This window comes from Mammaliicoccus sciuri, from assembly GCF_025561425.1.
Classification (GTDB): Bacteria; Bacillota; Bacilli; order Staphylococcales; family Staphylococcaceae; genus Mammaliicoccus; species Mammaliicoccus sciuri_A.
Map to the genome: position 1 here is coordinate 1495805 of NZ_CP094824.1, position 13250 is coordinate 1509054.

Annotated in this window: 12 protein-coding genes, 1 other RNA gene and 1 pseudogene; 9 read left to right on the top strand and 5 right to left on the bottom strand. The window is 33.4% G+C overall.

Annotated elements, in window-relative coordinates:
* Positions 1–61 precede the first annotated feature (61 nt).
* The 4 genes from asnS to MUA60_RS07800 all read left to right on the top strand — a co-directional run bounded on the left by asnS (position 62) and on the right by MUA60_RS07800 (position 3118).
* Positions 62–1354 (top strand): asparagine--tRNA ligase, encoded by a 1293-nt coding sequence (gene asnS, locus MUA60_RS07785; RefSeq protein WP_025905487.1) that lies wholly within the window; start codon positions 62–64, stop codon positions 1352–1354.
* A gap of 69 nt (positions 1355–1423) precedes the next feature.
* Positions 1424–2116 carry a DnaD domain-containing protein gene (locus MUA60_RS07790; protein ID WP_262647784.1) on the top strand — a complete coding sequence of 231 codons (693 nt, stop codon included), beginning with the start codon at positions 1424–1426 and terminating at the stop codon, positions 2114–2116.
* A complete protein-coding gene (gene nth, locus MUA60_RS07795) occupies positions 2106–2774 on the top strand; it encodes an endonuclease III (protein ID WP_058611264.1) in 669 nt (222 codons plus the stop codon). Before MUA60_RS07790 ends, nth begins: the two co-directional genes overlap by 11 nt.
* A complete protein-coding gene (locus tag MUA60_RS07800; protein WP_262647785.1) occupies positions 2771–3118 on the top strand; it encodes a YpoC family protein in 348 nt (115 codons plus the stop codon). Before nth ends, MUA60_RS07800 begins: the two co-directional genes overlap by 4 nt.
* Positions 3119–3185: 67 nt before the next feature.
* On the opposite strand, the gene MUA60_RS07805 is transcribed toward MUA60_RS07800, so the two are convergent.
* The 3 genes from MUA60_RS07805 to recU form a co-directional block, all read right to left on the bottom strand.
* Positions 3186–4738, bottom strand: a protein-coding gene (locus MUA60_RS07805; RefSeq protein ID WP_262647786.1) for an IS3 family transposase whose coding sequence is annotated in 2 segments (ribosomal slippage) — positions 3186–4061 and positions 4064–4738 — 1551 coding nt in all. Because the reading frame shifts where the segments join, the coding sequence is not laid out codon by codon here.
* Between the two features lie 161 nt (positions 4739–4899).
* Positions 4900–7233: a transglycosylase domain-containing protein gene (locus MUA60_RS07810; RefSeq protein WP_262647787.1), complete on the bottom strand. Its 2334-nt coding sequence runs from the start codon at positions 7231–7233 to the stop codon at positions 4900–4902.
* Positions 7230–7856, bottom strand: coding sequence for a Holliday junction resolvase RecU (recU, locus tag MUA60_RS07815; RefSeq protein WP_049318846.1), 627 nt, complete (start codon positions 7854–7856; stop codon positions 7230–7232). Before recU ends, MUA60_RS07810 begins: the two co-directional genes overlap by 4 nt.
* Positions 7857–8024: 168 nt before the next feature.
* On the opposite strand from recU, the gene MUA60_RS07820 reads away from it, so the two are divergent.
* The 5 genes from MUA60_RS07820 to MUA60_RS07840 all read left to right on the top strand — a co-directional run bounded on the left by MUA60_RS07820 (position 8025) and on the right by MUA60_RS07840 (position 10865).
* On the top strand, positions 8025–8354 hold the full coding sequence (locus MUA60_RS07820; RefSeq protein ID WP_262647788.1) for a DUF1798 family protein: 330 nt from the start codon (positions 8025–8027) through the stop codon (positions 8352–8354).
* Positions 8351–8911: an SLOG family protein gene (locus tag MUA60_RS07825; RefSeq protein WP_262647789.1), complete on the top strand. Its 561-nt coding sequence runs from the start codon at positions 8351–8353 to the stop codon at positions 8909–8911. Before MUA60_RS07820 ends, MUA60_RS07825 begins: the two co-directional genes overlap by 4 nt.
* A 13-nt stretch (positions 8912–8924) precedes the next feature.
* On the top strand, positions 8925–9239 hold the full coding sequence (gene gpsB, locus MUA60_RS07830; protein ID WP_243560063.1) for a cell division regulator GpsB: 315 nt from the start codon (positions 8925–8927) through the stop codon (positions 9237–9239).
* Positions 9240–9286: 47 nt separating this feature from the next.
* Positions 9287–9656: RNase P RNA component class B (rnpB, locus tag MUA60_RS07835), an RNA gene on the top strand.
* Positions 9657–9740: 84 nt separating this feature from the next.
* On the top strand, positions 9741–10865 hold the full coding sequence (locus MUA60_RS07840) for a THUMP domain-containing class I SAM-dependent RNA methyltransferase (protein ID WP_262647790.1): 1125 nt from the start codon (positions 9741–9743) through the stop codon (positions 10863–10865).
* A gap of 131 nt (positions 10866–10996) precedes the next feature.
* On the opposite strand, the pseudogene MUA60_RS07845 reads toward MUA60_RS07840, so the two are convergent.
* Both MUA60_RS07845 and MUA60_RS07850 read right to left on the bottom strand, forming a co-directional pair.
* Positions 10997–12649, bottom strand: a pseudogene (locus MUA60_RS07845) (b(o/a)3-type cytochrome-c oxidase subunit 1).
* Positions 12646–13125 (bottom strand): cytochrome c oxidase subunit II, encoded by a 480-nt coding sequence (locus tag MUA60_RS07850; protein WP_025905838.1) that lies wholly within the window; start codon positions 13123–13125, stop codon positions 12646–12648. The pseudogene MUA60_RS07845 and the gene MUA60_RS07850 overlap by 4 nt, the downstream one beginning before the upstream one ends.
* Positions 13126–13250: the final 125 nt, after the last annotated feature.

Below are 13250 nucleotides of genomic sequence, written 5' to 3' on the forward strand. Positions count from 1 at the left end.
AGTTGTATGCATAATTTGATAAAATAACTATAGGTAATTTATTTGAATAGGAGAAATAATAATGAATATTACGATTAAACAAGCTAAAGATTATGTCAATCAAGAAGTGACAATCGGTGCTTGGATTGCAAACAAGCGATCAAGTGGGAAAATAGCATTTTTACAATTAAGAGACGGAACAGGATTTATGCAAGGGGTTGTTGTGAAAGCTGAAGTATCAGAAGACATCTTCCAATTAGCTAAATCATTAACGCAAGAAACATCTGTTTATGTTACGGGTACAATTACAGAAGATGACCGTTCTAAATTTGGCTATGAAATGCAAGTAAGTGGTGTAGAAGTCATTTCAGAATCACATGATTATCCAATCACACCGAAAAATCATGGTACAGAATTCTTAATGGATCACAGACATTTATGGTTACGTTCTAAACGTCAACATGCCGTTATGAAAATTAGAAACGAAATTATTCGTGCGACATATGAATTCTTTAACGAAAGTGGATTCACTAAAATCGATCCACCAATTTTAACAGGTAGTGCACCTGAAGGTACAAGTGAATTGTTCCATACGAAATATTTCGATGAAGATGCATTCTTATCTCAAAGTGGTCAATTATACTTAGAAGCTGCAGCTATGGCGCATAATAGAGTATTTAGTTTCGGTCCGACTTTCAGAGCTGAAAAATCAAAAACAAGAAGACATTTAATTGAATTCTGGATGATCGAAGGCGAAATGGCATTTATGAAACATGACCAAAGCTTAGAAGTTCAAGAAAATTACGTTCATCACATCGTTAAAGCTGTGTTGGCAAATTGTAAATTAGAATTAGAACTTCTTGAAAGAGATACTTCTAAGTTAGAACAAGTTTCAACACCATTCCCAAGAATCACTTACGATGATGCCATTAAATTCTTACATCAAGAAGGATTCGATGATATTGAATGGGGCGACGATTTCGGTTCTCCTCATGAAACAGCAATTGCAAACCATTATGATAAACCAGTATTTATCATTAATTATCCAACAAAAATTAAACCATTCTATATGGAACCAAACCCTGAAAATCCAGACACTGTATTATGTGCAGATTTAATCGCACCAGAAGGTTACGGAGAAATCATTGGTGGTTCTGAAAGAATTAGTGATTTAGATTTAATTAATCAAAGAATTAATGAACATGGTTTAGATCCTGAAGCATATAGTTACTACACTGACTTAAGAAAATACGGAAGTGTACCACATAGTGGATTTGGCTTAGGACTTGAAAGAACAGTAGCATGGTTAAGTGGCGTAGAACACGTTAGAGAAACTGCACCATTCCCACGTTTATTAAATCGATTATATCCATAATAATATGCGAGTCTGGGAGCTAAATAGTGATCCCAGACTCTATATTTTTATAATGAAGTAGGTGAAAAAATGTATACAAGTGCTATGTTAAAAGAAAAGCCAGTCGTTGTTCAAAGAGCTTTGTTTGATCATTATGCCAATTTAGGATTAAATGAAAAACAATTCGTTATCCTTATTAAATTGCTGGATCAAGAGAATGATCGAAACTTACAGCCTCCACTAGAAGATATCCAACGTGGCACGTCATTATCTATACAAGAAGTAAGTCATATCATCAATCAACTTTCTCAATTAAAAATTATAGACATTAAAATTGAAAAAGATGACCAACATAAATATAATGAATTCATATCATTTGATCCTATGTATGAACAACTCGCATTAATCAAAAATGAAGCAATGCAACAAGGTACAGTAGAAGATCAAAACTTACAATTCAAGAAATTATTCCAAGAATTCGAATCCACTTTCGGTCGACCATTAACACCATTAGAAGTACAAACATTAAACCACTGGATTGATACTGATAAACATTCAAACGAACTTATTATGAGCGCACTTAACGAAGCGCATAGTTTAGACAAACTCAGCATCAAATATATCGACCGTATCTTATTGAACTGGAAGAAGAAGAACATCACGACTGTTGAATCTTCCAAAGAAGAAAGTGAAAAGTTTAATCAAACTAAAAAAGTAAAGCAAAATGTTAATTTAATACCGACTTTTGATTGGGTAAATGGGGAGAATCCTTATGATAAGTAAAAAGAAAGCATTAGAAATGATGGATGTTATTGATGAAATGTTTCCAGATGCTGAATGTGAACTCGTTCATGATAATCCATTTGAACTAACAATCGCAGTATTACTTTCTGCACAGTGTACAGACATACTCGTTAACAAAGTGACGAAATCACTTTTTGAAAAGTATAAAACTCCTGAAGATTATTTAAATGTAAGTTTAGAAGAACTACAAAATGACATTCGTTCAATCGGTTTATACCGTAATAAAGCTAAAAATATACAAAAACTTTGTCAGTCATTGCTAGATAATTTTAATGGTGTCGTACCAAGTACACATCAAGAATTAGAATCATTAGCTGGCGTAGGACGTAAAACAGCGAATGTTGTGATGAGTGTAGCATTTGGGGAACCATCATTAGCAGTAGACACACATGTAGAACGCGTATCTAAACGTCTTGCAATATGTAGAATTAAAGACAATGTGCGCCAAGTTGAAGATCGTTTATGTAGCATCATTCCAAGAGAAAGATGGACAAAAAGCCACCATCAGCTTATATTCTTTGGACGCTATCACTGTGTAGCGCGTAAACCGAAATGCGAAGTATGTCCATTATTTGCAGATTGTAGAGAAGGGCAAAAACGTTTAAAAGCTGGGTTAGTAAAGGTTGAAGGCGCATGATACAAAAAAATGATTTCATAGAACTTGAACAACAAATAGAGCCACTTGTTAAAAATAAAAAGCTTAAAACAAATGAAGCGCACCAATTATTAGATCAATATTATCATTTGATCATCGCTTATATAGAACAAATCAATCAAATAGAAACATTTGATATAGCACATATTGAAGAATATCCAGTTATACCAATGAATTTCGAAGAACGCTACCACTATATAAACGATAGAATATATCACTTTATGGGATATAGACAAATGGTAACATTGAAAGAAGAATTAATTAGAATGAATGCGAGATATCAGATTCAACTTAAAAGAACCGCACAACGTGAAAGCGGAGAATAGAAATTAATGGCCATATCGCACAATATCTTTGAACATAACCCTGTCAAGTAGACACTAAAAAAAGTAATCAATATGTTGGCTGTGCTTTTATAAGCGCAGCCATTTTTAATGAAATTCTTTTAGAATTATAAAATTTTATATATTCATTTATTTGCTTTGTGGCGTGTTTTATATCATTGAATGTTTGAGATTTGTCTTTGAATACCTCTGATTTGAGTAACCCCCAAAAGCCTTCCATAGGACCATTATCAATACATCTACCTACACGAGACATGCTTTGCTTCATAGAAGCATTTTTAATCATCTCTCTAAATAGAACACTCGTATATTGGAATCCTCTGTCGCTATGAAATATAATGCCTTCGGTATTTCTTTTAATTATGGCTTTGTTAAAGGTATCGTATACAAGCTTATTATTGTTTTGAGATGAGACTACATGGCTGATGACTTTCTTAGCACCTAAATCATAAATAGCGCTTAAATACACTTTAGATCCATTTTTCAATTTAAATTCTGTCACATCTGTTAACCAGACCTTATTAACTTTACTTGTTGTAAATTTTCTGTTTAGGATATTTTGAGAAGTGATTTCTGGCTTACTAAGTTTATATTGCCTTCTCTTTTTTCTAATGACAGCTTTTAATCCATACTTCTTCATAATTCTATATACGCGTTTATGATTAACCTGGAATTTAGTATATAATCTCAGATAAATATAAATTCTTCGATATCCATATATGCCATCATGTTCATGATAAATCCTGAAAATCTCATCTTTTAATTCGTTATTGAATCTTTCAGATTCTGAAACCTCTCTGTTTTTCCATTTATAATAACTTGCTCTCGATATTTCAAGTGCGGCGCATATCCATTTGATTGGATACTTATCTTTTAATGCTTCGATTGTCTTGTATGCTGCTATTTGCTTGATTTTCGATTCATCAACTGCCTCTCTATTTCTTCCTGCTTTTTTAATACCCCATTCTCCATTTGGAGAAATTTATTTCTTTGTTCAAGTGCTTTTATTTTTAATTCAAGTTCTTCTTCTCTAGTTAAAGCTTCAACTGGTTTTCCTTTACCTCTACCATCTACTAAACCAATATCACCATGTTTTTCATACTTTTTTACCCAATTACAGACTTGTGAATAGTTAACTTGGTACTTTTCAGCTGTCTTATTAAAGTCTCTATTATTTTCAATACAATATTTAGCTATTTCAATTCTCTCTTCAAATGTTGTTTTTCTAGTATTCATAGTGTCTACCTCCAGATATGGAAAATAAGATTTATTTTCCTTTCCTTCAGTATACTTTACCACCCAGTTTTTTAAAGTAGCATGATGTGAAATATTGTAATAGGCTGCTAGATCTGAATACGTCTTATTAGTCTCTAGATATTCTTTAACAACTTTTTCTTTAAATTCGCGTGTATAGATTTTATTTCGATTCTTATTTATAAGTGCTGTTATACCATGTTGCTTATACACTTTATATTTAAATCGAATCACACTATCACTAATATCTAAATTTAACTTATCAATTACATTTTGAAAGGAATAACCCTTTTCATGCAAATCGAAGATTTCCTGATACAGTTTAACAGGTAGTCTAGTTTTATACATAAAAATACCCCCTATAGAGTTTTAGTTTTTTTAATGTCTACTCTATAGGGAATAATACACTTTGAGTCTTCATGCGATATGCCCGGCTATAATTTAACACACTAATATATAAATCAAAAAAGCATCACATCCTTTACCGGATGTGATGCTTTTTCTAAATCTTAGTCATCTTTCTCTTCTTTGGCAGCTTGTTTTGCTGCATCTGAGGTTGAACTACTATTGTCAGAGTCTGAATCAGATTCTGATTCTTCAGATGTTGGTGTTTCTGTCGTTTGTTCTTCTGTTGTTACGTTCTGATTAGTAGATGACTGTTGTTGTGTATTGTTTTGTTGTGTTGTAGATGAATTTGAATTCGTCTGTGGTTCGTTTGTTGTTACATTATTATTATTGTTTGAGAAGTTATAGTTATTTTGCTGATTACTTCTATTACCAGTGCTAGGTGATGAGCTTGATGTTGTATTATTGTCTTCGTTACCTGCAACACTTAAGCTTTTACCGCTTCCTGTTACTGAATCTGGTTTTTCGAAGTCTGCACCATCATAATTAGAGATTTCTGACATAACTTCATTGAATAATATTTGTGGTTTAACTTGTTCATCATGTCCTAAGAATGAGTTCTCACCGTATTTTTTAACTTTGTTAAAGCCCATCCAAACTGACATAGTGTATTGTGGTGTATAACCTGTAATCCAAACGTCTTTCGCTGCATTTTCAGGTAATTGATATTCACTATATACTTGATCACCATAAGTACCAGTACCTGTTTTAGCTGCTACGTTCACACCGTTAATGCCATATCCATAAGCTGAACCGTATGCTTGGAATGTACCTTTCAGCATTTCAGTTAACATGTATGCTGTGTAGTCTTCCATAGCTTTATGGCTTTCGCTTGAGAATTTGATTGTTTCATCATCTTGAGTGACAACTTTTCTAATTGATTTTGCTTCATTATATGTTCCGCCATTACCCATAGTCGCAAATGCAGATGCTAATTGAGTAGGGGAGAATTCTGATTGTGAACCACCAAGTACTTCTGAAGGTCCAATTTCATCTTTATAATTTAAATTCACTTTAGAAGCAAAGTCTTTAACTGCTTTTTCACCAGCGTTTTGGTTTGTTTCTTGCCAAGATTTCAATGCTGGAATGTTATAAGATCTTGCTAATGCATCAGCCATTGTTACTGAGCCGTGACCTTGACCATCATAGTTCTTAAAGATAGTACCATTGATATTATACTCGCTTTCATCTTGGAACTTATGGTTTGTCGCATATTGCATATTTTCAATTGCTGGACCATAAGCTAATATCGGTTTAAGTGATGAACCTGTAGGATGAACGTCTGTTGCTTGGTTTCTATCAACTACATCTTTGAAATCTTTACCACCACTGATACCAACTAATTTACCAGTCTTCGTATCTACTATAGATGAACCAGTAATTTGGTCTTTATTCTTGTAGAAAGTACCGTTATCAACTGACTCTTGTAATGTTTTTTGAACATCTTTATCCATGTTTGTGTAGATTTTAAGACCGCTCGTCATAATATCATTTAATGATTGATCTTTGAACGCTTTGTTCTGAGTAATTTCTTGTTTAACGTAGTTAATATAAGAAGCGTACTCATTGTCAGGTGTATCCGTCATAGAGTCATTTCTTTCTTCAACTGTACGTTTAACTAAGTTCTTATCGATAGGTGTATCTTGCGCTTCTTTCATTTCTTTCTTAGTGATTCTACCGTGTCTTTCCATTAAATAAAGAACTGTGTCTTTACGTTTTTCAGCCGCTTCAGGATTATCGTAAATGTTATATTGGTTTGGAACTTGTGGTAAACCTGCTAAGTAAGCTGTTTCAGCTAAGTTTAAATCTTTTAATTTCTTATTGAAGTAATATTTAGCTGCTGTTTGAGAACCGTAAATACCATCTGAGTAATAGATTTTGTTTAAGTACATTTCAAAGATTTCATCTTTAGAATATTCTTGTTCTAATCTATATGAAAGGTAAGCTTCTTGAGCTTTTCTTTCGATGGATTTCTTATCTGTTAAGAATGAACGTTTGACAACTTGTTGTGTTAATGTAGATGCACCTTGTGAACCAAAGCCACCTGTAAAGTTCTTCATAACTGCTCCAGATAAACGTTTGTAGTCTAATGCACCGTGATCATAGAAGCGATTATCTTCAGTTGCGAGTACAGCATCTTTCATCTGATCTGGCACATCGTCAAATTTAACATGTTCTCTCTTTTGTCCCATATAAAGGGTTGTGACAAGTTTATTATTTTTGTCATAAATTTTAGTTGGTAATTGGTCTTTAAGCGCACTTTCATTGAAAGCAGGAGCTTTCCAAGCATAATATGCAAATACGAGAACACCTATGATTACCATTGCTAAGAATGCTAGCATGAGAATACCGAACAACTTAATTATCGTCCTTTTGATATTCCTCTTCTTAGGTTGTTCTTTACCATTTTTACTATTAGAAGCTTTTGATTGACTCATTTGAGCGCCTCACTTTCTGTTTTTATCAATTGATCAACTATTGTTATGTAGTTAATTCTTGGTTTAAATTGGATTGGTATTAAGTAACCATCATTTTCAATCTCTTTAAGCGTGATGGACTTCTTGCCTCCAGATTTATATCTGTCCCAATATACCATAAACTTCCTAAAAGGCAATAAAAATACGCTATCATGATAGCTAAATTTTATCAACAAAAAACATATACCTTTTTGGTTTAATACTTGTTCCATATGTGATACTTGGTGATCGTGGATATTATTTAAAGGGAAACTTGTTTTATTTTTCGTTTCCTTAGCTTCAAAATCAATATAGTATCCATTATAAACACCGTTATAATCTGTTGTTGAAGGCTTTCTAAAATAAGCTTCTTTAATGACAGCTTTTTGTCTTTTAGGGTAGTCAACATCGACGATTTGAATAGGTGTTGGTTTCTTATGAATAACTGCTATATTTTCTAATCTGAAGTATTCATTGGATTTATCAATTTCCTCCTCTAATCTCATACCCCGTTTTCCATATTGTATTCTACTATATTTAGGATCATCTTGGATTGAGACTTTAGAAGTATTTTTTGTAACTTTTTTTCCGTTTGGATAATTCAAATTCATCACCTAGCTTCATATCATAAAACTCTAAATATTATACCTTATTTCATTATAAGTTACAAAAGTTTTTTATGATACATAAATATTCTAGAACTTTTCTAGTTATGTTATCATTTTATCGTGAGTACATTTAAAATACAAACTTCATTAATAGTAGGTGTAGCGATGATACAAGATCTTTTAAATAAATTAAATGATATGCTAGATATTTTTCAACATGCGAAAGACGATCATGAATACGACTTTTATAAAGATGTCGTACCGTTTGTAGAACAAGTCGATGTTCTACTAGACAAACTTGCCGTTCATCAAGATGCCGTATTGAAATTACAATATATGAATGAACAGAAATTCCAGCTCTTAATTAGTAACTACAAAGAGTTGTCTGTAGAATGTCATTATAAACGTACAAGTAAGAAACTCTTCTTTGAAAAGCATAAAGCTGTACAACATGATTTGAATTATATTTATATCCATATAGGTGATTTATCATGACGTCTGTATATTTTACAGGATACAAACCGTTTGAACTGAATATTTTCAAAAATGATCAGCCTGAAGTAAAAGTCATCAAAGCATATCTTAAAGAAATCATTGAGCAAGAAATAGAAGAAGGTATGGAGTGGGTTATCATTTCAGGACAATTAGGATTTGAACTTTGGGCAGCTGAAGTAACAATTGAAATGAAACATAAATACCCACAATTGAAACTTGCGGTATTGACGCCATTTTTAAATCATTATAATAAATGGAACGAAGCAAACCAGCAAATTTACCAAAATATTGTTGCACAAGCAGACTATGTCAATGCGATTCATCAAAGTGACTATCAAGGTGGGTTCCAATTTCAACAAGCCAATGAATTTATACTCGATAATACCGATAAGACGATATTATTTTATGATGATGAACAAGAAGCATCACCTAAATACTTCAAAAGTAAGTTAGTTGATTTTGCTGAAAAGACAAACTATACTTATAATGTTATTGCATTCATGGATTTACAAGACTTTATGGAATTTAATTATAATAATGACAACGAATCATATTAAATGAGGTGTAAAAATGGCTGATGTAACATTAAAGCTATCTGCAAAAGATATTTATGAAAAGGAATTTGAAAGAGGTTTAAGAGGTTTCAAAACTGAAGAAGTAGATGCTTTTTTAGATGACATTATTTCAGACTATCAAAAAATGGCTGATTTAAATAATGAAGTCATCAAATTGACAGAAGAAAATTCTAAACTTAAAAAAGAAATCGAACAGTTAAGAATCCGTGTCGCGTCAGGCAGACCACAAGGCTCTCAACAATACAATTCTAATAATGTAGATATCTTGAAACGAATTTCTAATCTTGAAAAAGCAGTATTTGGCGAATAAATGATAGTTATTTAACGCTGTTTATGCTATAATTCTTTGTTGAGTGGTATTTCAGATAATCGCTACGTTAAGTAGAGGAAAGTCCATGCTCACACATTCTGAGATGAATGTAGTGTTCGTGCTTGGCGAAACAATAAGCCAGGGCAATTAATTGACGGCAATGAAATAACCTAAGTTAGTAATAATATGGTTAAAGTAGTTTGAAAGTGCCACAGTGACGTAGCTTTTACAGAAATGTAAAAGGTGGAACGCGGTAAACCCCTCGAGTGAGCAATCCAAAATTGGTAGGAGCACTTCTTTGACGGAAATGAACGGAATAAGAAGGTATGTAATCATACAGACAGATGATTATCACTGGCGTACGAGTGTAACTAGTACACGTTAGCAGTACTAAAGGACAAAACATGGCTTACAGATTTATCACTTACTAGTGTCGCTCTCCCAAGTAGGAGAGCTTTTTATTTGTAAATAATGATAATTTAAATATAAAGGAGTATATGCATGTATCAATTACTCGCTACTAGTCCAATGGGATTAGAATCAATTGTTGCTAGAGAAGTTCAAGAATTAGGATATGAAATAAAAGTAGAAAACGGTCGCGTACTTTTTGAAGGTGATGAAACAGCAATCGTTAAATCAAATTTATGGTTAAGAACTGCTGACAGAGTCAAAATCGTAGTAGGACGTTTCCATGCAACAACTTTTGACGAATTATTCGAAAAGACGAAATCATTACCATGGGAAGATGTAATTGGCGCTCAAGGTATGTTCCCAGTTCAAGGTAAAAGTGTTAAATCTAAATTATTCAGCGTATCCGACTGTCAAGCAATCGTTAAAAAAGCGATAGTTGAGAGATTGAAACATGCGTATCAAATTAAAGGTTGGATCGATGAAACAGGTAGTAAATACCAAGTTGAAGTATCATTACTGAAAGACGAAGCTTTATTAACAATCGACACTTCAGGTGCTGGACTTCATAAAAGAGGCTACCGTTTAGCACAAGGTGACGCACCTATGAAAGAAACATTAGCTGCAGCACTAGTTAAATTAACAAACTGGAGCGGTGAAACACCATTTATCGATCCATTCTGTGGTTCAGGTACACTTGCAATAGAAGCAGCACTCATCGCTCAAAATATTGCACCAGGATTTAACCGTGATTTTGCAAGTGAAGATTGGGATATCATACCAGAAGGCTTATATGACCAATTAAGACAAGAAGCAGATGATGCGGCATTATATGATAAAGAAATTAATATCATAGCAAGTGATATCGATCCTAAAATGGTTGAAATTGCGAAAGACAATGCAACAGAAGTTGGGTTAGGGGACATCATTCAATTTAAAGTTCAAGATGTTCATAACTTAGAAGTACCAGAAGGACCCGTTTCAATAATCGGAAACCCACCATATGGTGAACGTATCGGTGAACGAAGTGAAGTAGAAGCAATGTACAAACACTTAGGCGAAATCATGAAAAAAAACGACCAAGCATCATTATATATGCTTACAAGCTATAAAGAATTTGAACCATTAGTAGGTAAGAAAGCCACAAAAAGAAGAAAACTCTTTAACGGCTATATCGAATGTACGTACTATCAATATTGGGGCAAACGAAATAAATAGATAGTAGGAAAGAGGAAACCACCAACCCCATACAAAAAAAGACTGGCAACGCATCTTCTAAAGATTCATTGCCAGTCTTCCTATTATTCATCATTGTATGAAGGTTCTAAGTTAAATGTATTAATTTAGTATTACCAAAGTTTGCCTTCTCCTAATCCTTTGGCTCCTGGTGCTGGATCTGTGAACATTTGTCCGATAGGGACAGTATATGCGATTAAGATAAGCAATACTGTCACGATGATTAAGAATCTCCAGTTCTCAACAAATTTAATGACTGGTTGTTGTTCATCTAATGCTTCTGATACTGGATATTCTTCTTCGCCTTTAGGTGATAAGAAAGCTAAGTGTATAAACACCATTACGACTAATATTATAGAAATAAATAAAATTGTTCCCCCAACTGCTTGTAGTACTTGATATGGTATCCATTCAGCAGCTTGTTTAGCACCGCCATATTCTGAATATGTTGATCTTCTTGGTGCACCTTTTACTAATCCAACGTAGTGCATCGCGCCACTCATAATTGTCATACCAATTGCCCAAGTATAACCTTGCATAAGCGCTAATTTATTTGTGAATTTAGTTAGTTTTCTACCTGTACAATGAGGTATTAACCAGTACATAATTCCGAAGAATGTCATGATGACCGCTGAAGCGATTGTTAAATGGAAGTGTCCAGTTACCCAAATTGTATTATGAATTAATCCGTTCATTTGTGCAGATGCGTTTACTAAACCACCTGCGCCACCTGGGATAAAGGCTAACATACCTAAGAATGGTAATACGAATCTTGCGTCATTCCATGGTAAAGATTTAAACCATGTAAATAATCCTTTATATCCTTTAGAACGTCCGTAATTTTCAAATGTTGCAAACAAACTAAATGCTGTCATCATTGAAGGAATGACAACCATAAATGTTAATACAACTTGTAGGTATTTTCATGTATCATCAATACCTGGTTCAACTAATTGGTGGTGTATCCCAACTGGAATACTGAAGAATAAGAATAGCATAAATGACATTCTTGCTAAGTTGTCAGAGAATGCTTTTGCACCGATAATCTTTGGTACAATTGCATACCAACACATGTAAGCTGGTAACAACCAGAAATAAACAAGTGCATGACCAAAATACCAAAATAATGTTCTACTTAATGTTACATCTACTCTTTCAACTAAACCTAATGACCAAGGAATTAATTGAAGAAGTACTGTCGCAGCAACACCTAATGAACATACAATCCACATTACCCCGTTGATTGCTACCATGTAGCTTAATAGGGGAGATTTCTTACCTGGATTCTTCTTCTTAAACTCTACATATTTTAAAATTTGTCCAACTGTAGAAATCCAGCTACCTACAACAACAAGCGCCATACCAATATAGAAAATAGCATGTGCTTTTAATGGTGCATAAAAAGTATATAAAACAGTGGCTTTGTTTAATAGAACCATTGTTGCTGCCATGAGCGTACCAATAATCATTACCCAAAATCCAACCCAACCGAACTTTCTTTGTACAGACGTTAAATGTCCAGATGTCTTAGCTACTGCAGAAAATTGAAAGCCTAAGATAAAGAAAGTTGTCAGTACCAATGCTAATACAATACCGTGCACTGTTAAGATTTGATAATAAGAAATTTGTTTAGGTAATTGTAAATATCCTGATCTTACTAATGTTTGTAACAAACCTGCTAATCCACCAAGGACTAAACAACCAATGGCTACATACATATGCGCCATTACAAGTCTGCTATCATTCTTATTTAATCGTGTTATCATTTTTTATCCACAACCTTTATCATCGACTTCATATCTGCATGTCCGATACCACAATATTCATTACAGATGATTAAATATTCGCGTTTCTCATTGAATGTCTTGTAATATTCACTAATATGTCCAGGTTCTAACATCATGTTGACGTTTGTGCCTGGTAAACTAAATCCATGCAAAGTATCTTTACTTGTCGCAATGATTTTTACTTTTGAACCTTTAGGAATTTCGACTTTACCTGGCTGATAATTGAAAGCTGAAGCAAGAATCACTAATTCATAGTCGTAATCTTTGCCGCTAACTTTGTGTAAACCTGGTTTGTTGAAAGGTTCGATTTGATCGACTTTATCAGGATTAACATAGTCTCTACCAGAAGCGGCTGGCGTGTGTCCATTATGCAAACCTGTAATCATCAAAATTGTTAAGAAAATGACTAATGAGCTTATGCCGACTTTTAGCCATAACTTTTCGTATTTATGCACAGATTTCACCCCTTAAATTCTTACTAAAAATAAAATAAAACAAATTACCCATAATACTGCAAAGATGCCTCCCAATGTGAAAACTGAATACAGTGTGCCTCTTAAATCCAAATCATCATGAGAGT

Excerpts from the sequence above, each read along its gene's own strand:
- MUA60_RS07810 (WP_262647787.1), bottom strand. The coding sequence starts at position 7,233 with ATGAGTCAATCAAAAGCTTCTAATAGTAAAAATGGTAAAGAACAACCT.
- asnS (WP_025905487.1), top strand. The coding sequence starts at position 62 with ATGAATATTACGATTAAACAAGCTAAAGATTATGTCAATCAAGAAGTG.
- nth (WP_058611264.1), top strand. The coding sequence starts at position 2,106 with ATGATAAGTAAAAAGAAAGCATTAGAAATGATGGATGTTATTGATGAA.
- MUA60_RS07825 (WP_262647789.1), top strand. The coding sequence starts at position 8,351 with ATGACGTCTGTATATTTTACAGGATACAAACCGTTTGAACTGAATATT.
- MUA60_RS07840 (WP_262647790.1), top strand. The coding sequence starts at position 9,741 with ATGTATCAATTACTCGCTACTAGTCCAATGGGATTAGAATCAATTGTT.
- MUA60_RS07800 (WP_262647785.1), top strand. The coding sequence starts at position 2,771 with ATGATACAAAAAAATGATTTCATAGAACTTGAACAACAAATAGAGCCA.
- MUA60_RS07820 (WP_262647788.1), top strand. The coding sequence starts at position 8,025 with ATGATACAAGATCTTTTAAATAAATTAAATGATATGCTAGATATTTTT.
- MUA60_RS07790 (WP_262647784.1), top strand. The coding sequence starts at position 1,424 with ATGTATACAAGTGCTATGTTAAAAGAAAAGCCAGTCGTTGTTCAAAGA.
- gpsB (WP_243560063.1), top strand. The coding sequence starts at position 8,925 with ATGGCTGATGTAACATTAAAGCTATCTGCAAAAGATATTTATGAAAAG.